This is a genomic window from Bradyrhizobium sp. Pha-3 (assembly GCF_042258615.1).
Lineage (GTDB): Bacteria > Pseudomonadota > Alphaproteobacteria > Rhizobiales > Xanthobacteraceae > Bradyrhizobium.
In genome coordinates this window covers 5,150,575-5,175,966 of the sequence record NZ_CP170152.1, presented here as the reverse complement: position 1 = coordinate 5,175,966, position 25,392 = coordinate 5,150,575, and the positions used below count along the sequence as shown (strand labels likewise).

Sequence of the window (25,392 nt, the reverse complement as noted above, 5' to 3'; positions counted from 1 at the left end):
ATCAGTTATTTTCGGGGAGGGGTCTATGGGCGTGAACGTTGCCAGCGGAACCAGCGCTTCGGTGTCCGATACGCAGACCAGCAACACAGTCCAGTACGGCGGCACGCTCTACGTGCTGAACGGCGGCTATATCAGCGACACCGTAAATGCCGGGAGCGTCGTTGTTTCCTCCGGTGCTACGGATATCGGCGATACGACTTCCAGTGGTTCTTCCAATAGTGCCGGGCAGATTTATGTTCTTGGCACACTCGTCAACGCCGTGGTCAACGGTGGTGGAGGTGTGGTTCTCGGCACCACTCCGTCAAACGCAACCGGAACTGGAACGGCGATTGGAACGACCATCAACAGCGGCATAATGGCCGTTTACAGTGGCTCGACCGCAAGCAACACCACGGTCGGCAGCGGCGGGATTAGACTATTCAACGGCTCAACCATCAACACCACCCTCAGTGGCGGCAGCGAACAAATGTGGGGCGGCACCACGATCAGCACCTTGATCGAGAACGGAGGATACGAGTACGTCTCCGACACATACAACAACAACTTCGTAGGCAGCGCCCTCGCGTCCAACACCACGATCCAAAGCAGTTCCGAACAGATCGTCGGATTTCTTGGGGGCGGCGTTGCAACCAACACGACAATCGCGGGCGGAACGCAGTGGATCGGCTATGCCGCCTTCGGAAGCGCCGGTCATGGTGTCGCAAGCAATACCACCATCACCAGCGGTGGAATCCAGCTTGTTGCGCCATATAATTATATTGCAACAGGCACAGCCGTCAACACGACGGTCACCGGCAGCGGCAGCATCCAATACGTCGGCAGTGGCCAATACAGCGGAAGCGCAACGGCGATCTCCACCACGCTGATCGCGGGCGGTGAACAGATCGTGTGGGGCGGCGGCCCGTACAGCCCCATTGCCAGCAGCACGGTGATCAGTTCCGGCGGCACCGAAATCGTTTCGTCCGGCGGCATCGCCAGAACAACGGTGATCAGCGCCGGCGGCACCGAGATCGTGATGGCGGGCGGCACCGCCAGCGCCACAGTGATCAGCTCCGGCGGCACCGAAGTCGTTTCGTCCGGCGGCACCGCAAGCGGCATCACCGTCGATAGCGGCGGCACCTTGATTCTGATCGCTGGCGCCAATGTCGCAAACGTGACCAGCAATGGCGGCACAGTCGTTATCGAAAGCGCCCCCGTGACGGTAAGCAGCGGATCGTCCTACACGGTGTCGAGCGGTCAAACCGACACCGGTGATACCGTGCTCAATGGCGGTTTGATGTTCGTCGCCTCCGGAGGGACAGCCGTCAGCACCACCGTCAGCAGCGGCGGCCTTCTGACCATCAGCAAGGGCGGCAACGACACGGGCACGATCGTCTCCTCCGGCGGCACCGAAGCGGTCGCGGGCAGCGATGCCAATGCCGTCGTTGCAAGCGGCGCGACGATGTTTGTCAGCAGCGGCGGCACCGCCAGCGGAACGCTCGTCTCCGGGGGAACGCTCGACGTGCTTGCTGGTGGATTTGCCACCGGGACGACGATCTCAGTGGGCGGCACCCTCAACGTGACGGGGACCACGTCCAATACGGTCGCGGTGTTGAGCGGTGGCATCGAGAACGTCTCGTCCGGAGGCGTCATCCAGGGCACCATCAGCGGCACGGCCGGTACGGGCACGTTCGTCGCATCCGGTGCGACGCTCAACGTGCTGGCTGGAGGCTCGGCCAGCATGATCAACGTGTCCGGCACGCTCAATGTGCGGGGCAAGATCACCAGCAATGTCACTATTCAGAGCGGCGGCCACGAAATCGTCTCTGCGGGCGGCTCCGTCACCGGCGTCACCGGTTCGGGTACCGCAATTTCCGGTGTGGTCGACGTTCTCTCCGGAGCATCGTTCGAATATGCGACCGTCTTCAACGGCGGCGATCTGAATGTCTCGTCCGGCGCGACGGTAGACCATATCTCCGTCTCGAGCGGCGGCATCTTCAACGTCGGCGGCACGGTCCTGAGCAACGTCGCGGTCTTTGCCGGCGGCGTCGAGAACGTGTTCTCGGGAGGTGTGGTCACCGGCGTGACCGGCTCCGGAACCGGGATTTCGGGCGGCACGGTCAACGTGTCATCGGGAGGCGCGATCGACCACACGACCGTCATCAGTGGCGGCGTGTTGAACGTTCTGTCCGGGGCGACTGCCCACAATGTCTCCGTCTCGAGCGGCGGTACGTTCAATGTGGCCGGCGCAGTGACCAGTAACGTGGCGGTGTTTGCCGGCGGCAAGGAAATCGTTTCCTCAGGCGGGTCGACTGGTCCGGTGACGATTTCGGGCGGCGTGGTCGAGCTGCAGGTCGGCAGCGTCGCCAGCGGCGGCATCACATTCAGCGGGTCCGGCGGGCAGTTGAAGATCGACGGCGCGTCGATGCCCACCACGACGATCAGCGGGCTGGTTCTTGGCGACAGCATCGATCTGGCCGGGGTGACGTTCTCATCCGGCGGCTCGGCGAACTTGCTCGCGGGCAATATCCTGCAGGTCACGGAGGGCGGGACCTCCTACGGTCTGCAGCTTGATCAGACGCCTGGCGTGCGGTTCAGCGTCAGCACGGATTCCGGCACCGGCACGCTGGTCACGACGCGCGCGGATATCGCTCCGGTCACGGCAGCGGCCAGCGTGCAGGCAACCTTGAACGAGACCTCTGCGCTCGCGTCCAGCCTGTTCTCGGTGTCGGACGCCGATGGCGATCCGATCACCCAATATGCATTCTGGGACACGCAAGGTAACGGACATTGGACCGTCAACGGCGCCGTGCAGGCCACCAACGCCGAGATCGATGTTGCGGCGGCGAACCTGTCGCAGGTGAGCTACGTGTTCGGTCCAAGCGGCTCGAGTGATACCCTTTACGTTCGCGCCAATGACGGCACGCTTTGGGGCGGCTGGACTCAATTTACGGCAACGGCATTTGTCGACACCCCGCCGACCGTGAACGCAATCAACGTGACTGCGACCCACGGTCAGACGTCCGCTGCGGCGTCCAGCATGTTCACGGTGACCGATCCGGATCACCAGACGATGACCCAGTACGCGTTCTGGGACACCGGCGGCAACGGTCACTGGGCGGTGAACGGCGTGGCTATGCCTGCCAACACCGAGATCGATGTGTCGGCAGCGAACCTGTCGCAGGTGAGCTACGTGTACGGCCCGACCGGTTCGACGCCTGATACGCTCTACGTGCGGGCCAACGACGGCATGCTGTGGGGAGGCTGGACGGCATTCACGGCCACCCCGGGGCCCGACCACGCGCCGGTCGTGACGGCATCGAACGTCACCGCCAATCACGGGCAGGCGTCAGCTCTCGCCTCGAGCCTGTTCACGGCCACGGACGCCGACAACGACACCATCACGCAGTACGCGTTCTGGGACACCGGCGGCAACGGCCACTGGTCGGTGATCGGCGTGGCTATGCCTGCCAACACCGAGATCGATGTGTCGGCAGCGAACCTGTCGCAGGTGAGCTACGTGTACGGCCCCGGGGGCTCGACGCCAGATACGCTCTACGTACGAGCGAATGACGGACAGAAGTGGAGCGCCTGGGCCGCGTTCACGGCAACCCCGGGGATCGATGATCCTCCGGTCGTGACGGCATCGAACGTGACTGCCAATCACGGGCAGTTCTCGGCGCTCGCCTCGAGCCTGTTCTCGGTGACCGATGCCGAGAACGATACGATCACCCAGTATGCGTTCTGGGACACCGGCGGCAACGGTCACTGGGTGGTCAATGGTGTCGCGCAGGCGCCCAACACCGAGATCGATGTGTCCGCGGCAAATCTGTCGCAGGTGAGCTACGTCTTCGGTCCCGGCGGCTCGGCGCCCGATACGCTTTACGTGCGGGCGAAGGACGCCGGATCGCTGTGGAGCGCCTGGGCCGCGTTCACGGCGACACCAGGGATCGATACGGCTCCGGTCGTGACGGCACCGAACGTGACCGCCACTCACGGGCAGTTCTCGGCGCTCGCCTCGAGCCTGTTCTCGGTGACGGATGCCGAGAACGATCCGATCGCCCAGTACGCGTTCTGGGACACGCAAGGTAACGGACACTGGGTCGTCAACGGTGTCGTGCAGGCCACCAACGCCGAGATCGATGTCTCCGCGGCGAACCTGTCACAGGTGAGCTACGTGTTCGGCCCCGGCAACTCGACATCAGATACGCTCTACGTGCGGGCCAATGACGGATCGAAGTGGAGCACCTGGACCGCGTTCACGGCAACACCAGGGATCGATACGGCCCCGGTCGTGACGGCACCGAACGTGACTGCCAATCACGGGCAGTTCTCGGCGCTCGCCTCGAGCCTGTTCTCGGTGACCGACGCCGAGCACGATACGATCACCCAGTACGCGTTCTGGGACACGCAAGGTAACGGACACTGGGTGGTGAATGGTGTCGCCCAGGCAGCCAACACCGAGATCGATGTTGCCGCGGCGAACCTGTCGCAGGTCAGTTACGTGTTCGGTCCCGGCGGCTCGACATCAGATACGCTCTACGTGCGGGCCAACGACGGATCGAAGTGGAGCACCTGGGCCGCGTTCACGGCAACACCGGGCCCCGACACGGCTCCGGTCGTGACGGCATCGAACGTCAGTGGAATTCACGACCATTCGGTGGCGGCCACGACCCTGTTCTCGACCTCGGATGCCGAGAGCGATCCGATCACCCAGTACGCGTTCTGGGACACCGGCGGCAACGGCCACTGGGTGGTGAATGGTGTCGCCCAGGCGGCCAACGCCGAGATCGATGTTGCCGCGGCGAACCTGTCGCAGGTCAGCTACGTGTTCGGCCCCGGCGGCTCGCCGTCGGATACGCTCTACGTGCGGGCCAATGACGGCAGCGAGTGGAGTACGTGGACAGCGTTCACGGCCACCGCAACCAACCAGGCGCCGACCGTCTCGGTCGCCAACGTCGCGACGGTCTCGGGGCAGACCTTTGCTGCTGCGAACCTCGTCACTGCGACGGACGCCGACGGCGACGCCATCACGAAATATGCGCTGTGGGATTCCAACACCAACGGGCATTGGAGCGTTAACGGAGCTACGCAGGCCGCGAATACCGAGATCGACATCACTGCGGCGCAACTTTCCCAGACGACCTATCAGGCCGGCTCGGGCACCGATCAACTCTGGATCCGTGCGTATGACGGCATTGCGTGGGGAACCTGGCAGCCCTTCAACGTGACGGGCGAGAGCTCCGGCAGCGCCAACATCGCAGCGGGCGGCACCCTGGAATTGACCGGGGCTTCGAGTGCCACCGTGGCCTTCCAGGGGTCGACGGGGACGCTGAAGCTCGACAATTCCGCGAGCTTTGCGGGCACCGTCGCCGGGATGACGGGTTCGGACGCGATCGATTTCGCGAACATCAATTTCGCGAGCGTTCACACGCCGACCTTCAGCGGAACCAGTACGAACGGAACGCTGACGGTGACGGACGGCACTGTCACGGCGAGCATTGCGCTGCTCGGCAACTACATGGCCTCGACCTTCACGACCTCGAGTGATGGCCATGGTGGTACCCTGGTTGTCGATCCGCCGGCGACGCAGGTCAGCCAGCTGGCGCAGCCGCAGCATGCGTGAGGCTTGAGGATGAGGCATGCGGAGCCACCGAGACAAGGTGGCTTCGCCTGCCGGCGATGCCCGCGCAGCGATCGCAGCAATTGATAGGCGCGATGAGCTTGTTACGACGCCGCGCGTTCCGGCATGCTGAACAGGCGCCCGAGCAGTGAGAGGGCGGAATCGCCCGGCAGCAGCGTCGCGATGCTGACGGCGGGCTCGGCCCTGGTGTCGCGGCGGCCATTCTGGGTGTGGCGCATCACGCTTGCCAATCGCCGTGTGATCGCCTGGGCGTTGCGCAGGTCGGTCCCGGCGAACGCCACGATGAGCGACCGGTCGTCGTGCACGGCGCCGAAATCGGCCTGGCGCATCAGCCGGCTGATGATCCGCGCGCCGTCGAATTGCGCACGCGGCTGCGTGTTGTCGAAGGTGAACCGCGCCACCGAGAGCGCGCCGCCGCGCTCGGCGGTCTGGTAGACGGCGGTCGCGAAGTCGCGCTCGAACGCGGCCTTGGTGAGCAGACCGGTGCGGGGGTCGATCAGGCCCTTGGCGTCGATCGCCTTGAGCATGCGGCCGAGCCGCGCCTCGAAGGCATGCTGCCGGATCATCGGCAACACCATGTCGCCGACGCGCGTCGGCCCGGCCGTGACGATCTCGAGATTGGGCAGTTCGTAACGCGGCGTCAGCTCACCGGAGGCGACGATCACGGGCAACGGACGGAAGCGAACATCCTCGGTCAGCACCGTCAGGAACGCATCCATCACGCGCGGGGTGAAGCCTTCGGCCAGCACGATACCGTCGATGTCACGGTTGGAGAGATGCTTTGCAGCCGCCTCGATGCTGAGCGCGCCGACCACGCCGGCACGTTCGCCGAGCGCGACCGACAGCGCCGGGTAGGCGCCGCCGCGACCGATCAGGAGCGCGGTGGCCTCTCCGACCGGATCGATATCGGATAATGCGATCGGCGCGGGCGGCACCAGGCGACGCATCACGGTCGCATGCAAGGCGCGAACGCGTAAGGACGCATTGAGCCGGGCGAGCAGGCGATCCGGCATGCCCTTGTGCTGGAAGAACGCGATGACGGTGTCGGGCAGGGTGGTCGCCGGATCGACGGCGATCAGCGGCAGATAGGGCGCGCGGGCGGCAGCGCGCTTGGCGAGGCCCGACAGCGTGATGAAGTCGACGCCCTCGGCGGCTGCGATGATCGCGGCCGGCTTGACCTGCTCGATGGCGCGTCCGACCTCCCTCCAGTCGGTGACCACGACCGGAAACAGTTTCGTCTCATCGAGGACCGCGGCAAATGGCGGCTTTGCCGACGCCGATACGATGAGGACCGGACCTTGTTGAGACATTCGAACGCTCGAAACCAATGCACAGATCAGCAAACGGCTTCGATGCTAGTTGGCATGGCTTAATGCGGCGTCAACACAATGCTAAGACTAACGCAATGATAAGATTTTAAGGCATTCCAGTGCCGCTGCGGTCGCGAAATGCTTCGACCATCAACGGGTTAAGCCCAAGTTCTGTCAGGGCGTCGCGGGCCCGCGCATTGTCCTGCGCCCGTCCGGCCAGCCGGTGGCCGCTGAGGCGGTCGGGAAGTGCCGTCAACAATGCGCCCTGGCCTAGGCGGCGCGCCCACTCCTGCAACTCCCCGGCAAGGAAGCGGTAGCCGCCGACCGTCATGACCCCCGACGGCGGCGCGGTGATGTTGACGGCGCCAGTCGCGCGGTCGACCCGCGCGGCATATTCGGTGTCGACGTAATCACGCGGCGGCGGCGCAATCAGGCTGTCGCCCGGGGGCGGGGGCGGCGGCGCATAGGCGGCGACCGGCACCATGGGGCCGCGCAGGCCGAGCGTGCCCTTCGGGGTCAGCAGGATTTCGCCGGCGATCGATGCGCCGGGAGCCTCACGCGGCGCGCCGTGCGGACCGGGCTTGATCGGGGCCGGCGATCCATCCTCGGCGTTGCGCCGGGCGCCGAACAGCCCGGCCTCGCCGAACAGGTAGACGTCGGTCATGGTCACCCGCCGCGACCTCCAGTGCACACTGGAGGCAACCTGCTCCGGCGTCCGCCAGAGGCCGATCGCGTTGCGCAGGGTGGGCAGGCGCTCCGACAGGCCGCACTCGTCGAGCCGCAGCGCGAGCTGCGCCGGCGCGATCAGCGTGTCGCAGCCTTGATCGTTGAACTGGGCTTCGAACGCTTCCTCGTCGAACGGGTGATGCATGACGAGCGTTCCGCCCGACAGCAGCCAAGTCACCAGCGACGAACAGATGCCGGCAAACGACATCGGCGCGAATGCCGACATGATGGTCGCGCCCTGTGCCAGATCGCTCTCCAGCGACATCGCGAGCCCGCCGGCGATCAGGCCGAAATGCGCGCGCGGCACCGGACGAAAACCCTCGCTGGTGACGTCGAAGGAGATCAGCGCCGGCTTGCGGCCGTCCTGGATCATCGGGCGCGAGGTCCGGGAGTCCTGCAGGATCGCATCATCGAGCGACGCCATGCCTTCGGGCAGATCGGTCCCGAACCCGCAGACATGGCGGATCGAAAACGCTTCCGCCGCGGCGTTCATGGCGATGTCGGCGTAGGAGACGCCGTCGATCTTGCCGCAGGTGACGATCGCCCGCGCCGCGGTGCGGTTGAGGACGGATGTCAACTCGGCTTGCCGCCACAATAGCGGCAACGGCGCCACCACGAGGCCGACCCGATGGGCGGCGAGCACGGTCAGGGCGAATTCGATCGTCGAGGGAAGCTGAACGGCGATTACCGTATTGGCCGGCAATCCGCTCTCGACGAAGTGGGCGGCGATCGCCGAGATCGCGCGATCGGCTTGAGCATAGGTCAGGCGCTTGCGGGTCTGTCCGGTGACGCGCTGCTTGTTGATCGGGTCGACCAGCGCCAGCGCCTCGGGTTGCCGCGCCAAACTGCGCTTGAACAGCGTATCGAGCGTGGGCGAGGTGATCGACTGGTTCACAGGTTCAACGTCGGTTGCATCGCTTCGATCGGGCCGGACCATGCCGCGCAAATCACTTGGCAGATCACTTGGCAATTCACTTGGCAGATCACTTGGATTGCGCGCCGGGCTTCTGCCACCAGGTCTCCGGCAGGTAGCCCGTCAACGCCGTGGCCGAAGGCCGTTCTATCCGATTCCAGCGCGCGATCCATTGCTCTCCCAAGTTAAATAGGGGGATAGCGTAGAAGCCGGACATCAGGGCCCGGTCCAGCGCCCGCACCGCCGAGACGAAGGCCGGCCGCTCCCGTGCTACGAGCAGCGCGGCGATCGTGGCGTCGATGGTCGGATCCTTGGCGCCCATGTAGTTGCGGGTGCCCGGCACGTCCGCGGCCTGGCTGCCCCAGTAGAACCACTGCTCGTTGCCGGGCGACAGCGACTGGTCCCAGCGAATGGGGATCATGTCGAAATCATAGGCGACCCGGCGCTGCTCGAACTGCACCGCGTCGACCACCCGGACTGCGGCGTCGATTCCGGCCCGCTTCAGGTCGCGCTGGTAGGCGAGGGCGATCCGCTCATGCTCGCGTGTCGTCACCAGGATCTCGATCCGGAGCGGTGTCCCGGTCGCCCGTTGCTTCAACACCGTGCCGTCGAGCGCGTAGCCCGCTTCCGACAGCAGCGCGAGCGCGTCGCGAAGGATGGTGCGGTCGCGGCCTGAGCCATCGGTCTCGGGGAGGCGATAGCGGCCCTCGAGAATGTCGGGCGGAATATGCGACAGATACGGCTTGAGGAGATCGCGCTCGCGGTCATCGGCGGGGCGACCATAGGCCGACAAGTCCGAGCCCGCGAAATAGCCGCCGGCGCGGGAATAGAGGCCAAAATAGTAATTGCGGTTGATCCATTCGAAATCGAACAGCATCAGCAGCGCCTGGCGCACCCTGACGTCGGCGAATTTCGGCCGCCTGGTGTTGAACACCAGGAATTCGGACGGATCGGGCGTGCCGATCTTGATGGTTTCGCGGATCACCTCGCCGTTGTTCGCGGCGGGGAAGTCGTAGCCGTCATGCCAGCGCAGCGGCTCGGGCTCGGTCCTGAAGTCATAGAGGCCGCGCTTGAACGCCTCGAACTGGCCGTTGGCGTCGCGATAGTAGTCGAGCCTGATCTCGTCAAAATTCCAGAGGCCGCGGTTCACCGGCAGGTCGCGCCCCCAGTAATCCGGATTGCGGGTGAAGGTCACGCTGGCACCGGGTTTGACCGCCGTGACGCGGTACGGGCCGGAGCCGATCGGCGGCGCCAGAGTCGTCTCTTCAAACTTGGAGACGTCGGTGGCATGGCGCGGCAGGATCGGCATCAGGCCGAGGATCAGCGGCAATTCGCGGTCCGCAACCCCGCCAAAATCGAACCGCACCGTGAGCGGGTCGAGCACCTCGGCCTTTGCGACTTTCGAATAATACTGGTGATGCAGCGGACGGCCGTGATCGCGCAGCAGCTCGAGCGAGAACACGACGTCGTCCGCCGTGACCTCGTGCCCGTCGGAGAAGCGCGCGCGAGGATCGATATGCAACGTCACATAGCTTCTGGCATCGTCGGTCTCGACGCTGCGGGCGAGCAGGCCGTAGAGCGTGAAGGGCTCGTCATTGTTCCGCACCAACAGGCTTTCGTAGACATAGCCGCGCTCGTAGGCGTAGCCCCGGAGCTGCTGCACGGCGAGACCCCTGACGATCAGGGGATTGAGGCTGTCGAAGGTGCCGTCCCGGGGGCTCAGGACCAGACGGCCGCCCTTGGGGGCATCAGGATTGGCATAGGGCAGGTGGGTGAATCCGGCCGGCAGCGCGGGCACGCCGTGCATCGCGATGGCGTGGCTCTCGGTGGCGGCCGCAGGGGCAGGTGCGGTCGTCAGAAAACCCAGAATGAATGCCGTGGCGAGCCAGATGGCAGCCAATGCGGCGCGCCAAACGTGCCCGGGAACACGCGCATGAGGCGCCGGATTTGATTCGCGAAACGTCACATCGGGAGGTTTATCACAGGGCGCTGAAACTCGCCGTGACAGGTGCGCAAATGCGCTTGTCGGCATTGATCTTTCCGCGCGCCGCTGTATTGAAGGCGTGCAATTTGAAGGTGGGAACGCCTGTCACGTATCCGCCTCAATTGACTAGGAGACAGCCGCCCAAACGGCTATGTGTCGGCGCCTGCAGCGGTTTCGGGCGCTGCCGTTCAGAAAGGGTTTTCCGCAATGAATTTCCGTATCTTGGCCGCCCCGGTCCGGCCGCATGGGCGAATTGTCGCCCTGATGGCGGCGACGGCATTCTCTGCAGCGCTCCTGGTTCCTGCCGCTCAGGCCCAGCAGCCGGCAGCGCCGGCGCCTGCGGCACCGAAGGCTGCGCCCAAGGCGGCACCCAAGGCAGCTCCAAAGGCGCCGGCTCCGGCAGCCCAGGCACCAGCCGCCCAAGCACCGGCCGCAGGTCAGGCGCCCGCCGCGGCCGCCCAGCAGCCGCCCCAGGATCAGCAGATCCAGCTGATCTACGCCCCCTGGACCAAGTTCTGCCTGAAGGGCCAGGAAGCCAACGCCAAGCAGGTTTGCTTCACCGGCAAGGACGGCCGCATCGAGTCCGGCCAGCCGGTGATTGCCGCCGTGATCATCGAGCCGGAAGGCGAGCCGAAGAAGATCCTGCGTGTCACCCTGCCGCTCGGCATGCAGCTCGTTCACGGCACCCGCATCATCGTCGACGGCAACCCGCCGCAGCAGGCGCCCTATGTGATCTGCTTCCAGAACGGCTGCATGTCCGACTATGAAGCAACCCCCGAGCTGATCGCCAACATGAAGAAGGGCCAGAACCTCGTGGTCCAGGCGATCAATTCGAACGGCGCGCCGCTGACGCTGCCGCTGCCGCTCAACACCGAATTCGCCAAGGCCTATGACGGCCCGCCGACCGATCCGAAGGTGTTCGAGGAAAACTCGAAGAAGCTGCAGGAAGAGTTGCAGAAGCGCGCCGAAGAACAGCGCAAGAAGCTGGAAGGCGCGGGCGGTGGCGCGGCGCCGGCCCCGGCCAATCCGGCAGCCAAGTAAAAACGTCGATCACGCGTTCAAGAAATCGCGAGATCATCGCAAGCAAAAGGCGCCCGCAAGGGCGCCTTTTTTGTCATGCGAAACAGACTGGCTGATGGCGGCCTGCCGCGCTGGTGATCATGCCCATCGTGTGCGATGGTCGCTCAAGGCAAATCGATCGCGGCAAGCCGCATCGTCATTGCCTTGTCCGGACAAGTCCGGCGTCGAAGCACAATCATAAATCTGTCACGGGAGGCCAGACGAAAGCGCGGAATGCGCGCCTTCGATGCGCAAATGCGCGCGTGGTTCTGTGCGAACCCTGGCCGCTGTGCCGAAGCCTGATGGCGCGATGCGACCGGACTTTGCTCGGGTCGCAAGCCCGTCCGCCGTTCGCAATCATGGAAGTCTCCCAATGTCCCAGCGAGTCAGCACGCAGCGGCGGGAACCGCTTTCCCGGCCTTCGGAGCAGCCGAGCGGCCGTGCTTCGGTCGATGCCGGCGGGCGCCTCAACCAGGACAACGCTCCCGGGAGCTTTCATCCGGGCATCGTTCATCTTGCGCTGGCAATGGGCGGGTTCGCGATCGGCATCGCCGAATTCGCGACCATGAGCCTGCTGCCGTTCTTCGCCCACGATCTGCACATCAGTGAGCCCCAGGCCGGCCACGCGATCAGCGCTTACGCGCTCGGCGTCGTGGTGGGCGCGCCCGTGATCGCCGTGCTGTCGGCGCGCATGACGCGGCGGACGCTGCTGATCGCGCTGATGGGCTTCTTTGCACTGATGAACGGCCTCTCCGGGCTCGCGCCCGACTATCACACCATGCTGGTGCTGCGCTTCCTCGCCGGGCTGCCGCACGGCGCCTATTTCGGCATCGCCATGCTGGTCGCGGCCTCGCTGGTCCCGATCGACAAGCGCACGGCGGCCGTCGGCCGCGTGCTGCTCGGCCTCACCATCGCGACGACGATCGGCGTGCCGCTGGCAAATGGTGTGGGGCAGGCGATCGGCTGGCGCTGGGCCTTCGCGATCGTTGCTGGCCTCGCGCTCCTGACCGCCATCCTGGTCCTGATCTTCGCGCCGCGTGACGCCGCCGACAGCAATGCCAGCCCGCTGCGCGAACTGTCGGCGCTCGGGCGCAAGCATGTCTGGCTGACGCTTGGGATCGGCGCCATCGGTTTCGGCGGACTGTTCTCGGTCTACACATATCTGGCGTCGACCATGCTGGCGGTGACGAACACCTCGCCCGCGCTGGTGCCCGTCACGCTATGCGTGTTCGGCGCCGGCCTCACCGCCGGCAACATCATCGTGCCGCGCTTTGCCGACCGCGCGCTGATGGCAACCGCGGGCGGGCTGCTGCTGTGGTCGGCGGCGACGCTGGCGCTGTATCCGCCGGCGGCCGCGAATGTCTGGACGCTGAGCGCCGACGTGTTCCTGATCGGGCTGGGCGGAGCGCTCGCCACCGTGTTGCAGACCCGGCTGATGGATGTCGCGGGCGAGGCGCAGAGCCTGGCTGCGGCACTCAACCATTCCGCCTTCAACGTCGCCAATGCGCTGGGGCCGTGGCTCGGCGGAATGGCCGTCGCCGCCGGTTACGGCTGGACCTCGACCGGTCTCGTCGGCGCCGGACTGGCGCTGGCGGGATTTGCGGTCTGGGCGATTGCAGCGGTGCTGGCCGCACGTGAGGGGGTATGAGCAGGCTGGAAGCGGCGCCGTCGCGTCCGTCGCCGGACAGGCGCCGCGCGTCAGTTCAGCGACGGGTTGCGCGGACGGTAGCCGCCCGATTTGTCCTTCACGAAGATCTCCGCCACCTGCGAGTGGCGGATCGGTTCGCCGGAATCGTCGGGCAGCAGGTTCTGCTCGGACACATAGGCGACGTACTCGGTCTCCGAGTTTTCCGCGAGCAGATGATAGAACGGCTGGTCCTTGTGCGGCCGCATCTCCTCGGGGATCGACAGCCACCATTCCTCGGTGTTGTTGAACTCCGGGTCGATATCAAAAATCACGCCCCGGAAGGAGAACACCCGGTGACGGACGATCTGCCCGATCTGAAACTTGGCGGTGCGCGCTTTGATCATGGTTCGTCGATAGACCAACATTGTGGCCGATGCTAGGGGCTAAGCCTCGAATTAACCCCCGGTTTACCGATTCTAGCCGGGCCAAAACGACCCGAAATCCGGCCGAGAAACTACTTTCAGAATGATCGATATCCTCAATCTGGCGTTGCCGTATTTCGGCTTGATCTTCATCGGCTACGCGTGCGGAAAAGCCAAGGGTTTGCCCGAGAGCGGGCTCGCCTGGATGAATTTCTTCCTGCTTTACGTTTCGTTGCCGGCGCTGCTGTTCGGGATCATGTCGAAGACACCGTTCGCCGAGCTGAACAACCCGCCATTCCTGATCGCCACCACGCTCGGAACCGTCATCGCATTCTTCCTGGCGATGGTCGCAGGCAGACTGATCGGAGGGCTGTCGCTGCGCGAGGCGACGCTTGCGGGCCTGTCGGGCGCCTACGGCAATATCGGTTATATGGGGCCTGGCCTCGCGCTCGCCGTGCTCGGCACCAAGGCGGCCGCGCCGACCGCGCTGATCTTCTGCTGCGACAGCATCTTCCTGTTCTCGATCGTGCCGCTGCTGATCGAACTCACCGACCGCGACCATCCCTCGCTGCTGCACGCGTTCGGCGTGGTGCTGCGGCAGATCGTGCAGAACCCGCTGATCATGTCGGCGGTGTTCGGCGCGCTGGTGGCCGCGTTTCACATCCCGATCCCGGTCGCGCTCGACCGCACCATCCAGTTCCTGCAGAACGCCGCAGCACCGACGGCGCTGTTCGTGCTCGGCATCACCGTGGCGCTGCGGCCGTTCGAGCGGGTGCCGTGGGAGGTGCCGGGTGTGGTCGCGATCAAGCTTCTGATCCATCCGCTGCTGGCATTCGGACTGATGCTGCTGTTCGGTCCGTTCGCGCAGCCCTGGGCTGCGACCGCGGTGCTGATGGCCTCGCTGCCGCCGGCACTCAACGTGTTCGTGATCGCGCGGCAGAACGAGACCTGGATCGAGCCGGCATCGGTCGCGGTGCTGATCGGCACCTTCGCCTCGGTGGTCACGCTGACCAGCGTGATGTGGTTCATCCAGAGCGGGCGGCTGGTGTTTCCGTAGGACGCGATGAACTTGGATTGAAGTGGTCGGACCGTGGATTCGGTTTACCTCTCCCCATCGGGGAGAGGTCGATTTGCGCAGCAAATCGGGTGAGGGGCCGCAACTCCAACGATAAACCGTAATCCCTCACCCGGCGCTACGCGCCGACCTCTCCCAAGGGAGAGGTGAAGTTCAGCGCCGCCACGAGGGCGCGAGACCCTCGCGCATGGCCAGCCGCCGCAGCGGGCCGAAGGCGCCGAGCAGATGCAGGCCCGCGGCCCGCGCCGTCTGCACGCCGAGAAAATCGCTGAGCAGCGACCGGTTGGCGATGTCGATCGCCCAGGTCCGGCTCGCAACATCGGGACGCCGCGCCGCCTGATAGCGCGACAGCACATTCGGCGCGCCGGGATCCTCGCCGCGGCCGATTGCCTGGCCTGTGATCTCGGCGATGTCGGCGGCATCGCGCAGCCCCATGTTGAGCCCCTGCGCGCCGATCGGCGGCAGCACATGGGCGGATTCCCCGACCAGCGCGATACGGTTTTTGGCGAATTGCCGGGGCCGCTCGATCGCGAGGGGAAACACGTGACGACCACCCTGGACCTCGACCCGGCCGAGAATCGAATGCGACTGCCGCTCGGCCGCTTCGGACAATTCGTCATCGCCAAGCGCCTTCAGCCGTTCGGCCTCCTTGGGCGCCGAGACCCAGACCACGCTGCTCCGGTTGCCGGCAAGCGGCACGAATACGCAGGGGCCATGCTCGGTGTGAAACTCGGTCGAGATGTTGTTGTGCGGCCGGGTATGGGTGATGTTGAAGGTGAGGGCGGATTGGCCGAGTTCGCGGCTGACCACTTCGATGCCGGCGGCCTCGCGCGAGAGCGAATTGCGTCCGTCGGCGCCGACCACGAGCCGGGCCGACAGCGACTGGCCCTGCCGCGTCACCACGGTGACCGCGGTATCCTCCGGTTGCACCGAGGCAGCCTCGTCGTCGAACCGCGTCAGCGCGGCCATCTCGCCGGCACGATCCTCGAGCGCTGCGACCAGCGAGCGGTTGTCGATGTTGAAGCCGAACTGCTCGCGGCCGATCTCGTCGGAGGAGAACCGCACCTCCGGCGCGCGGATCAGGCGGCCGGTGTCGTCGACGAGGCGCATGGTCTTGAGCGCGGCAGCCTTGTCGCTGCAGCGCCGCCAGACGTCGAGCCGCTCCAGGATCTCGGTCGAGGCGCCGAGCAGCGCGGTGGTCCGGTTGTCGGCATAGGGGGCGCGGCGCGCCAACAGCGCGGTCCGCGCGCCGGCGTCGGCGAGGGCAATCGCAGCCGTCAATCCGGCCGGGCCGCCGCCTATTACGATAACGTCATAATCCTGCGAGCTGTCGGTCATATCAGGACATTTGACATGCCTGGCCCGATTTTCAAGCCATCGGTAACCACCAAGAGTTTCCAACGGTTTGCGCGGCGGCACGCCGCAAGACTGCATATGCAAAGGTGACCGATTCCTGATAGCACTTCGGCCGATGGAGCACTCGAGCCAGCCGGATGCGTTGCCAGAACGGATGCGGACCGCCGCATTCTCCGTTCATATCTTCACGGCGCTCGGCGCCGGGGTTGCGCTGCTGGCGATGCTGGAGGCGGTGCGCGAGCACTGGGCCAACATGTTCGCCTGGCTCGGGGTGGCGCTGATCATCGACGGGATCGACGGCCCGCTGGCGCGCAGGCTCGACGTGGTGCGGCTGCAGCCGAACTGGTCGGGCGAGGTGCTCGACCTGGTGGTTGATTTCGTCACCTATGTATTCGTGCCGGCCTATGCGATCACCGCGAGCGGCATGCTGCTGCCGCTGGCCGCGCCGATCCTCGGCGTCGGCATCGTGGTTTCCAGCGCGCTGTATTTCGCCGACCGCCGCATGAAGGCCGACGACAATCATTTCCGCGGCTTCCCGGCGCTGTGGAATGCGGCGGCGTTCTATTTGTTCCTGCTGCATTTGCCGCCGGTGCTGTCGACGATCGTGGTCGCGCTGCTGATCGCGCTGACCTTTGCGCCGTTCCATGTCCTGCACCCGTTCCGCGTGGTGCGGCTGCGCTGGCTGACGCTGTGGCTGCTCGGCGCCTGGGCGCTGCTCGGCATGTACACGCTCGCCAACGATTTCGTGGTCGGAGCCCCGATCACCTTCGGCCTCTGCGCCATCGCCGTCTACATCGTCGGCAGCGATACCCTGATCCGCCGGATGAAAGCGTTCAGAGCATGATGCAATTGATCACCAGCCCGGAAGCCTGGGCGGCGCTGCTGACGCTGACTGCGCTCGAGATCGTGCTCGGCATCGACAACGTCATCTTCCTGTCGGTGCTGGTCTCGCGGATTCCGCAGCCGATGGCCACCCGCGCGCGGCAGATCGGCCTGCTGCTCGCGCTGGTGTTCCGCATCATCCTGCTCAGCGTCCTGGTCTGGCTGATCGGGCTGACGCAGCCCGTGATCACCATCGAGAGTGTCGCGCTGTCGTGGCGCGATATCATCCTGATCGGCGGCGGCCTGTTCCTGATTGCGAAAGCGACCCACGAGATCCACGCCGAGGTCGAGGCGCGCGACGCCGCGGAGAATGACAAGCCAAGCCCCAACGCGTTCTTCTGGGTGATCGTGCAGATCATCATCATCGACCTGGTGTTCTCGCTGGATTCGATCATCACCGCGATCGGCATGGCGCAGGACATCGAGATCATGATCGCGGCGGTCGTGATCGCGTGCATCATCATGTACGTCTCGTCGGGACCGGTGGCGCGGTTCGTCGCGGAACATCCGACCACCAAGATGCTGGCGCTGGCGTTCCTGGTGCTGATCGGCGTGGCGCTGGTGGCCGACGGATTCAAATTCCACATCCCGCGCGGCTACATCTATTTCGCGATCGCGTTCTCGGCGGCGGTCGAGATGTTCAACGTGCTGGCGAAGCGCAACCGCAAGAGGCCGGCGCGATAGCCTCGGTTCCAGGCCGCTTGGTTGACAAGGCGGCGCCGATGGCATTCGCTCGCCTGACGCTGTTATCTTGAGGGGAGCGACGACATGACCAAGGCTGTGCGGGTGCACAAGGTGGGGGGCCCTGAGGTCCTGACCTATGAGGATGTCGAGGTGGCTGCGCCGGGGACCGGCGAGGTCCGCATCCGGCAGCATGCGGTCGGGCTGAATTTCATCGACGTCTATTTCCGCACCGGCCTCTACAAGGCGCCCGGCCTGCCGTTCATCGCCGGCAACGAGGCCGCCGGCGAGGTCCTGGCGGTCGGTCCGGGGGTGACCAATTTCCACCCCGGCGATCGGGTGGCCTATTACTACAACCTCGGCGGTTACGCCTCCGAGCGCGTCATCCCGGCCGACAAGCTCGTCAAGCTGCCCGACCACATCACTTACGAGCAGGGCGCCGTCCTGATGCTCAAGGGCCTCACGGTCTGGTACCTCCTGCATAAGACCTTCAAGGTCGAGCAGGGCCATCGGGTGCTGATCCACGCCGCGGCCGGCGGCATCGGACTGCTGGCCTGCCAGTGGGCCCACGCGCTCGGCGCGCACGTCATCGGCACCGTCGGCTCGAAGGCGAAGGCCGATATCGCGCTCGCCAATGGCTGCGACCACGTCATCCTCTACAACGAGGAGAATTTCGTCGAACGCGTCAAGCAGATCAGCCGCGGCGAACTTTGCGACGTCGTCTATGACGGCGTCGGCAAGACCACGTTCCCGGGATCGCTGTCGTGCCTGCGGCCACGCGGCCTGTTCGTCTCGTTCGGCAACGCCTCGGGTCCGGTGCCGCCGTTCCCGCTCGCCGAGCTCAACAACCACGGCTCGCTGTTCGCGACGCGGCCGAAGCTCAACGACTATGTCGGCACCCGCAAGGAATTGCTCGAAGGCGCCGACACGCTGTTTGCCGCCGTGATCAACGGCAAGCTGCACGTGCCGATCAACCACGCCTATGCGCTCAAGGACGTCGCCAAGGCGCATATCGATCTGGAGAGCCGGGCGACCACGGGCGCTGCGATTTTGCGGCCGTAGGTCTCTCTTCCGACATTGCGAGGAGCTCGCGACAAAATTGCAGAGCAATATTGCGCTGAAGCGACGAAGCAATCCATCGTCCCGCATACGCGGAGGGATGGATTGCTTCGCTTCGCTCGCAATGACGACAATCCTACGCCACCCGTCTGGCCGCACCGACCTTCGTCAGCACCCCATCCAGACAATCGATCATCGCGGAAATCTCCTCCCGCGTGACGTTGAGTGCCGGCATGAAGCGTAGCGTGTCCGGCTGCGGCGAGTTGACCAGCACGCCGGCCGCGAACGCCTCGGCGACGACGGCCGCGCCGATCGGCATCTTGAGATCGAGCGCGAGCAGGAGGCCGCGGCCTCTGATCTCGCCGAGCCCGTGCCGCGCCGACAGCCGCTGCAATTCGCGCTCGAGCAGCAGGCCGGTGTCGGTGACCGATTTCAGGAAATCGGGCCGGCCGATCTGATCGAGCACGACAAACCCCGCAGCGCACATCAGGGGATTGCCGTTGAAGGTGCCGCCCTGATCGCCGTGATCGAAGCAGGAGGCGTGCTCGGTCGCAAGCAGCGCCGCGAGCGGCACACCGCCACCGATGCCCTTGCCGAGCGTCATGATGTCGGGCTCGATTCCGGCGTGCTCATAGCCGAACAGCTTTCCGGTCCGGCCGATGCCGGTCTGGATCTCGTCGACGATCAGCAGCAGGCCACGCTGCTGGGTCAGTGCCCGCAACTCTTGCAGGAACGCGTCGGTCGCCGGCCACACGCCGGATTCGCCCTGGATCGGCTCCAGCATGACCGCGACCGTCGACGAATTGATCAGCTGCCGCACCGACTCGATGTCGTTCAGCCGCGCTTTCCGGAAACCGGAGACTTTCGGCTCGAACAGCGGCTCGAACGCCTTCTTGCCCGAGGCCGACATGGTCGCGAGCGTCCGGCCGTGGAAGCCGCCTTCGAAGGTGATGATCTCGTGCGCGCCACCCTTGTACTTGGCGCCGAATTTGCGCGCGAGCTTGATCGCGCCTTCATTGGCCTCGGCGCCGGAATTGGCGAAGAACACCTGGTCGAAGCAGCTCTTGTCGACCAGCATCTTCGCCAGTTTCAGGCTCTGCTCGTTGTAGAATGCCGGGCTCGGCGTCAGTAGCCGCCTGGCCTGCGCAGCCAGCGCGTCGGCCACGATGACCGGCGAGTGGCCGAGCGGATTGACGGCCCAGCCTTGCACGAAATCGAGATAGCGGTTGCGGTTGGCGTCCCACAAATACGAGCCTGCGCCGCGCACGAACACGACCTCGGGGCGAGCGGTGATGTCCATCAGCGCATCGAACGGATGGGTAGCGTTGGTCATGTCGATCTCCTCTGGGTCGGTGTGGGGATTATGGTCAGGCCGAAAAGCAAGAAGGCCGCGCTTTGGGGGCGCGGCCTTCTCGAAAACCTTGGCTGATTTAGCTAATCAGCGATGGCGTCGGACACGGCGCAGCCCAGCATCGTCGCGGGTGCGACGACGGTTGATGGCGCGGCAGTGGGTCCGGTTCAGCTTCATGGCGCAGGCCCATACAGCCGAAGGGGCGGTGGTGTCAAGCGGGAGGTGATCGGATCCCGCGCTCGCCGCGGCGCGGACTGCGTGTGAGGCGCGTTCAGAACCCGGCGACGCTGCCGTGCAGGTCGTATTCGTCGGCGCGCTCGATCTTGGCGGTGACGATCTCGCCGACCTTGAGCGGACGGCGGCTGGTGAGATAGACGGCGCCGTCGATCTCGGGCGCGTCGGCCTTTGACCGGCCCTTGGCGACCGTCGGGCCGACCTCGTCGATGATCACCTGCTGCCGGGTGCCGACTTTGCGCTTCAGGCGCCGGGCCGAAATCTTCTGCTGCCGTGCCATCAGCGCATTCCAGCGCTCCTGCTTGACCTCGTCGGGCACGGCATTCCCGATCGCGTTCGATGCGGCACCGGCAACCGGTTCGTATTTGAAGCAACCGAGGCGGTCGATCCCGGCTTCATCCAGCCAGTCGAGCAGATAGGCGAAATCGGAATCGGTCTCGCCGGGGAAGCCGACGATGAAGGTCGAGCGCAGCGTCAGCTCCGGGCATTGCTCGCGCCACTTCTGGATCCGCGCCAGCGTCTTCTCCTGCGCCGCCGGGCGCTTCATCGCGCGCAGCACGTCGGGGCTTGCATGCTGGAACGGGATGTCGAGATAGGGCAGCACCTTGCCTTCGGTCATCAGGCCGATGACCTCGTCGACATGCGGGTAGGGGTAGACATATTGCAGCCGCACCCAGGCGCCGAGCTCGCCGAGCTCCTTGGCGAGATCGAAGAATTTCGCGCGCACGCTGCGATCCTGCCACGGGCTCTCGGCGTATTTCAGATCGACGCCATAGGCCGAGGTGTCCTGCGAGATGACGAGCAATTCCTTGACGCCGGCCTTCACCAGCTTCTCGGCCTCGCGCAGCACGTCATTGGCCGGCCGCGACACCAGATCGCCGCGCAGCTTCGGGATGATGCAGAAGCTGCAACGGTTGTTGCAGCCTTCGGAAATCTTCAAGTAAGCGTAGTGCCGCGGCGTCAGCTTGACGCCCTGCGGCGGCACCAGGTCGAGATGCGGATTGTGCGCCGGCGGCAGCGCGCGGTGCACCGCGTCCAGCACGCTCTCATATTGCTGCGGCCCCGTGATCGACAGCACGCCGGGATAGGCGCTCTCGATCTGCTCCGGCTCGGCGCCCATGCAGCCGGTGACGATGACCTTGCCGTTCTCGGCCATGGCCTCGCCGATCGCGGCGAGCGATTCCTGCTTGGCGCTGTCGAGGAAGCCGCAGGTGTTGACGATGACGATGTCGGCGCCATCATGCTTGCGCGCGAGCTCATAGCCCTCCGCGCGCAGCCGGGTGATGATGCGCTCGGAATCGACCAGCGCCTTGGGGCACCCCAAGGACACAAAGCTCACTTTCGGCGTCGCGGCCTCTTGCATATCTCTGAATCTGCCTGATTGATGGGCAGGAGCTAGTCCCAATTGCCGAGAATTACAACCCTTTCCCGGGGCTTCCGGCATGATATGGATGCTCGTTGCCGGGTTCTTAAGAGTGGTCGATGAGCGCTGAGTCCTCTCCAAAGATCGTCATAGTCGACGAGAGCCCGATCCGTGCGGCCATCCTGGAGGAGGGGCTGCGGGAGGCCGGCTACACGGACGTGGTCCACATCAGCGAGATGCAGAGCCTGCTGTCGCGGATCTATGCGCTCGATCCCGAGATCATCGTCATCGACCTCGAGAACCCCAGCCGCGACGTGCTGGAACAAATGTTCCAGGTGAGCCGTGCCGTCCGCCGGCCGATCGCGATGTTCGTCGACCAGAGCGACGCCGCCTCGATCCAGGCCTCGGTCGAGGCCGGCGTCTCGGCCTACATCGTCGACGGCCTCAAGAAGGAGCGGATGAAGCCGATCCTCGATCTCTGCGTCTCCCGCTTCAATGCCTTCGCCAAGCTGCAGGATGAGCTCGACCGTACCAAGCATGCGCTGGAGGAGCGCAAGGTGATCGACCGCGCCAAGGGCATCCTGATGAAGGTGAAGGGGCTGACCGAGGAAGAGGCCTACGTGCTGATGCGCTCGACCGCGATGCGCGAGAAGAAGAAGATCGGCGAGATCGCGCAATCGATCCTGACGGCGTCGGAGCTGTTGAAATGACCACACCCCTGCACATCGGATTCATTCCGCTGGTGGACGCTGCCGCCCTGATCGTCGCGGTCGACAAGGGGTTTGCTGCGGCCGAGGGCCTCGACGTCACGCTGGTGCGCGAAGTGTCGTGGTCGAACGTCCGCGACAAGCTCAATATAGGCCTGTTCGACGCGGCTCATCTGCTGGCGCCGGTGGCGATCGCATCACACCTCGGGCTCGGCCACGTCAAGGTGCCGATCGCAGCCCCGTTCAATCTCGGCCTCAACGGCAACGCCATCACGGTATCGCCGGCGCTGCACGCCGCGCTGCTGGAGGAACTAGACGGCGACCGCTTCGATCCGATGGCGACCGCGCGGGCGCTCGCGCGCGTGGTTGCAAAACGGCGGAAGAGCGGGGCGGAGCCATTGACGTTCGGCATGACCTTTCCGTTCTCGACCCACAATTATCAATTGCGGTTCTGGATGGCCGCCGGCGGCGTCGATCCCGACGAGGACGTCCAGCTCGTGGTGCTGCCGCCGCCCTACATGGTGGACAGTCTCGCCAACGGGCATGTCGACGCGTTCTGCGTCGGCGCGCCCTGGAATTCGATCGCGGTCGATCTCGGCGTCGGCCACATCCTGCACTTCGTCTCGGACATCCTGCTCAGCGCGGTGGAGAAGGTGCTGGCGGTGCGCCAGAATTGGTCGGAGAAGCACGCCGACGTCGTGGCCGCGCTGGTGCGCGCGCATCTGCGCGCCGCGGAGTTCATCGAGCAGCCGGAAAACCGGCCCGAGGTCGCGCGCATCCTGGCGCAGCCCGAGCGGCTCGGCGTCGACGCCAGCGTCATCCAGCGCACGTTCGATGGCCGGCTGAAGATCCTGCCCGACGGCACCATGCGCGAAAGCAGCCGCTATTTGCTGGTCGGGCGCGAGGCGGCGGCGCGGCCGGACCCGGGGCAGGCGGCCTGGCTCTACGCGCAGATGGTTCGCTGGGGCCAGACGCCGTACCGGCCGGAGGCACTGAAGGCCGCCATGGCGGTGTTCAGGCCGGACCTCTACGACGCCGCATCCGGGCGCCCGGCCGGCACCTCCAACGCCATCGGCGCGTTCGCCGGTCCGCCGTTCGATCCGAATGACGTTCCGGGCCACCTGGCGGCCTTCAAGATCGGGCGCTGGAAGCCCTGAGCGCGGTGCAGCGGCCGCGCCTCAGCTATCCACCTCCGGCTACTTTGCATGGGGTTGTTTTCGAGATTTTCGATTATTGCAGGCTTGGCGCGGGTTCCCGACGCCTCGAATTGCAACGAATAAGATTCTCGGGTCAGTGCGCGAGAAAGAATATTCCTCTCGGAACTCTGTTCCCGAAGGCGGCGGCATCGCTATTTCTGCCGCCCGCTTGAATCCGCGCGCGAACGCTATTCCATATGCCCGAGAATGGGGCGTTGGAGATCGACCATGCGCGAGCTATCGGCGGAAGCCCGCCTGCACTTTTACGCGCGACAAATTTCAAGGAAGTCAGGGGCCGGAATTCACACTGCGGCGCTCTACAGCGCCTTTGCGGTGATCGCGGCCATCGTGTTCGGCACGCTGTCCGTCCACCCGTTCTGAGCGACGCAGAGAATTGAAAAGCCGCCGTCTGATAGCCTCAGGCGGCGGCTTTGTGTTGGCTGGATGCTGACGGATCAGTAGCCGTAGCCGCGTCCATATCCGTAGCCGTAGCCATATCCACCGCCGCAGGTGTTGCAGGTCGGCTGGACCGGCGCGTAGTAGGAATAGCCCGGCGAGACCATCTGCGTGCGTTCCTGGGTGGCGTATTGCGGCGCGATGCGCTCATAGGCGACGCCTTCGGGCGCGACCATCACGGTCCTCGGCACCATCACGGTACGATACTGCGCCGGTGTGCGATGCGCGATGACGCGGCCCGGCGCCACCATCACGGTCTCCTGCACGGTGCGATACTGCGGCGGCACGGTCTGCACCTGATAGCAGGTCGTGCAGGGCTGGGGCGGCGGCGTATAGCAGCTGTAGCAGCCGGCGGAGGCCGCGCTGGTGAAGGCGGCCGTGGCCACCGCAGCAATTGCGAGGGAGAGGCTGGTGCGGAACATGCTTTCGTACCCAATTTCCTGAGAGGACAATCAAAGGCTCGGAAGCTGCACCTAGCAATCAAACGGCAAGTTTGGGTTTAAGAAGACTCTTAACGGAATCTAAAAGAATCGGCGCGACGGCCGACCCTTTTCAATCGATGTTTTCGCGGCTCAGTGTGCGGTCTTGAACGGCGCAACCGTGATGCCGGCCTTGCTCAGCGCCTCGCGCAGACCGCGCGCGATCTCGACGGCGCCATGGGTGTCGCCGTGGATGCAGACGGTATCGGTCTGCATCTTGATCACCTTGCCGGTGACGGAGACGACCGCGCCGTCCTGCACCATCCGCACCACACGCTCGGCGATTGCCTTGGGATCGTGCAGCACCGCGCCGGGCTTCTTGCGCGACACCAGATTGCCGTCGTCCTCATAGGCGCGGTCGGCAAACACTTCATGCGCCATCCGCAGATTGGCGGCTTCGCCCGCGCGCACCAGCTTCGAGTTGGCAAGCACCACGAAGATGAGATTGCGGTCCACCGCCTTGATCGCATTGGCGATCGCGCGTGCGGTCATGTCGTCCTCGCAGGCGACGTTGGAGATCGCGCCGTGTGCCTTCACATGGGTGACCTTGTGGCCGGCCGCGGTTGCGATCGCCTGCAAGGCGCCGATCTGATAGGCGATCAGGTTCTCGATCTCGGAGGATGTCAGCCCCGGCATCGGGCGGCGGCCGAAACCGTGCAGGTCGCGGTAGCCGGGATGGGCGCCGACGCTGACGCCGCGCGCCTTCGCGAGTTCGACCGTCTTGCGCATGATGTCGGCGTCGCCGGCGTGGAAGCCGCAGGCGACGTTGACCGACGTCGCAAGTTCGATCATCGCCGCATCATTGCCCATTTCCCAGGGGCCAAAGCTTTCGCCGAGATCGCAGTTGAGGTCGATGGTTGCAGTCATGACGATCGATCCGTTTGTTGTT

At 65.2% G+C, this 25,392-nt stretch carries 19 protein-coding genes; 10 read left to right on the top strand and 9 right to left on the bottom strand.

What is annotated here, in order from left to right:
- Positions 1–25 precede the first annotated feature (25 nt).
- A complete protein-coding gene (locus ACE10Z_RS24700; protein ID WP_375783092.1) occupies positions 26–5,605 on the top strand; it encodes an AIDA repeat-containing protein in 5,580 nt (1,859 codons plus the stop codon).
- A gap of 101 nt (positions 5,606–5,706) precedes the next feature.
- Here the strand turns inward: ACE10Z_RS24700 and ACE10Z_RS24695 are convergent, their stop codons facing one another.
- The 3 genes from ACE10Z_RS24695 to ACE10Z_RS24685 form a co-directional block, all read right to left on the bottom strand.
- Positions 5,707–6,933, bottom strand: a complete 1,227-nt coding sequence (locus ACE10Z_RS24695) for a GGDEF domain-containing protein (protein ID WP_375783091.1) — start codon at positions 6,931–6,933, stop codon at positions 5,707–5,709.
- Positions 6,934–7,039: 106 nt separating this feature from the next.
- The gene (locus tag ACE10Z_RS24690; protein WP_375783090.1) at positions 7,040–8,554 is read right to left on the bottom strand and encodes an AMP-binding protein; all 1,515 of its coding nucleotides are present in this window, start codon (positions 8,552–8,554) and stop codon (positions 7,040–7,042) included.
- A gap of 88 nt (positions 8,555–8,642) precedes the next feature.
- A complete protein-coding gene (locus ACE10Z_RS24685; RefSeq protein ID WP_375789910.1) occupies positions 8,643–10,379 on the bottom strand; it encodes an extracellular solute-binding protein in 1,737 nt (578 codons plus the stop codon).
- A gap of 384 nt (positions 10,380–10,763) precedes the next feature.
- Between ACE10Z_RS24685 and ACE10Z_RS24680 the strand changes: the two genes are divergently transcribed.
- Positions 10,764–11,597, top strand: a complete 834-nt coding sequence (locus ACE10Z_RS24680; RefSeq protein WP_375783089.1) for an invasion associated locus B family protein — start codon at positions 10,764–10,766, stop codon at positions 11,595–11,597.
- A 391-nt stretch (positions 11,598–11,988) separates the two neighbouring features.
- Positions 11,989–13,263, top strand: coding sequence for an MFS transporter (locus ACE10Z_RS24675; protein ID WP_375783088.1), 1,275 nt, complete (start codon positions 11,989–11,991; stop codon positions 13,261–13,263).
- Positions 13,264–13,313: 50 nt separating this feature from the next.
- Here ACE10Z_RS24675 and hspQ read toward each other — a convergent pair whose 3' ends face one another.
- Entirely contained in the window at positions 13,314–13,646 is a 333-nt protein-coding gene (hspQ, locus tag ACE10Z_RS24670; RefSeq protein WP_229169915.1) for a heat shock protein HspQ, read from the bottom strand.
- Positions 13,647–13,767: 121 nt separating this feature from the next.
- On the opposite strand from hspQ, the gene ACE10Z_RS24665 reads away from it, so the two are divergent.
- Complete coding sequence (locus ACE10Z_RS24665) at positions 13,768–14,721, top strand: AEC family transporter (RefSeq protein WP_375783087.1); 954 nt, start codon at positions 13,768–13,770, stop codon at positions 14,719–14,721.
- A gap of 171 nt (positions 14,722–14,892) precedes the next feature.
- Here the strand turns inward: ACE10Z_RS24665 and ACE10Z_RS24660 are convergent, their stop codons facing one another.
- Complete coding sequence (locus tag ACE10Z_RS24660; protein ID WP_375783086.1) at positions 14,893–16,077, bottom strand: UbiH/UbiF family hydroxylase; 1,185 nt, start codon at positions 16,075–16,077, stop codon at positions 14,893–14,895.
- Positions 16,078–16,210: 133 nt separating this feature from the next.
- On the opposite strand from ACE10Z_RS24660, the gene pcsA reads away from it, so the two are divergent.
- From pcsA to ACE10Z_RS24645, 3 genes are all read left to right on the top strand, one after another.
- Positions 16,211–16,939: a phosphatidylcholine synthase gene (pcsA, locus tag ACE10Z_RS24655; protein WP_375783085.1), complete on the top strand. Its 729-nt coding sequence runs from the start codon at positions 16,211–16,213 to the stop codon at positions 16,937–16,939.
- A complete protein-coding gene (locus ACE10Z_RS24650; RefSeq protein WP_375783084.1) occupies positions 16,936–17,661 on the top strand; it encodes a TerC family protein in 726 nt (241 codons plus the stop codon). Before pcsA ends, ACE10Z_RS24650 begins: the two co-directional genes overlap by 4 nt.
- A gap of 84 nt (positions 17,662–17,745) precedes the next feature.
- Positions 17,746–18,720: a quinone oxidoreductase gene (locus ACE10Z_RS24645; protein WP_375783083.1), complete on the top strand. Its 975-nt coding sequence runs from the start codon at positions 17,746–17,748 to the stop codon at positions 18,718–18,720.
- Between the two features lie 133 nt (positions 18,721–18,853).
- On the opposite strand, the gene ACE10Z_RS24640 is transcribed toward ACE10Z_RS24645, so the two are convergent.
- Positions 18,854–20,050 (bottom strand): acetylornithine transaminase, encoded by a 1,197-nt coding sequence (locus ACE10Z_RS24640; protein WP_375783082.1) that lies wholly within the window; start codon positions 20,048–20,050, stop codon positions 18,854–18,856.
- 289 nt (positions 20,051–20,339) lie between these two features.
- Positions 20,340–21,665, bottom strand: coding sequence for a 30S ribosomal protein S12 methylthiotransferase RimO (rimO, locus tag ACE10Z_RS24635; RefSeq protein WP_375783081.1), 1,326 nt, complete (start codon positions 21,663–21,665; stop codon positions 20,340–20,342).
- A gap of 119 nt (positions 21,666–21,784) precedes the next feature.
- On the opposite strand from rimO, the gene ACE10Z_RS24630 reads away from it, so the two are divergent.
- The 3 genes from ACE10Z_RS24630 (at position 21,785) to ACE10Z_RS24620 (ending at position 23,949) form a co-directional block, all read left to right on the top strand.
- Entirely contained in the window at positions 21,785–22,375 is a 591-nt protein-coding gene (locus ACE10Z_RS24630) for an ANTAR domain-containing response regulator (protein ID WP_028332037.1), read from the top strand.
- Positions 22,372–23,529 (top strand): CmpA/NrtA family ABC transporter substrate-binding protein, encoded by a 1,158-nt coding sequence (locus tag ACE10Z_RS24625; RefSeq protein WP_375783080.1) that lies wholly within the window; start codon positions 22,372–22,374, stop codon positions 23,527–23,529. Before ACE10Z_RS24630 ends, ACE10Z_RS24625 begins: the two co-directional genes overlap by 4 nt.
- Positions 23,530–23,796: 267 nt before the next feature.
- Positions 23,797–23,949, top strand: a complete 153-nt coding sequence (locus ACE10Z_RS24620; protein WP_167351881.1) for a hypothetical protein — start codon at positions 23,797–23,799, stop codon at positions 23,947–23,949.
- 74 nt (positions 23,950–24,023) lie between these two features.
- Here ACE10Z_RS24620 and ACE10Z_RS24615 read toward each other — a convergent pair whose 3' ends face one another.
- Both ACE10Z_RS24615 and ACE10Z_RS24610 read right to left on the bottom strand, forming a co-directional pair.
- A complete protein-coding gene (locus tag ACE10Z_RS24615) occupies positions 24,024–24,446 on the bottom strand; it encodes a hypothetical protein (protein ID WP_375783079.1) in 423 nt (140 codons plus the stop codon).
- 150 nt (positions 24,447–24,596) lie between these two features.
- Entirely contained in the window at positions 24,597–25,370 is a 774-nt protein-coding gene (locus ACE10Z_RS24610) for a LamB/YcsF family protein (protein ID WP_092114433.1), read from the bottom strand.
- Positions 25,371–25,392: the final 22 nt, after the last annotated feature.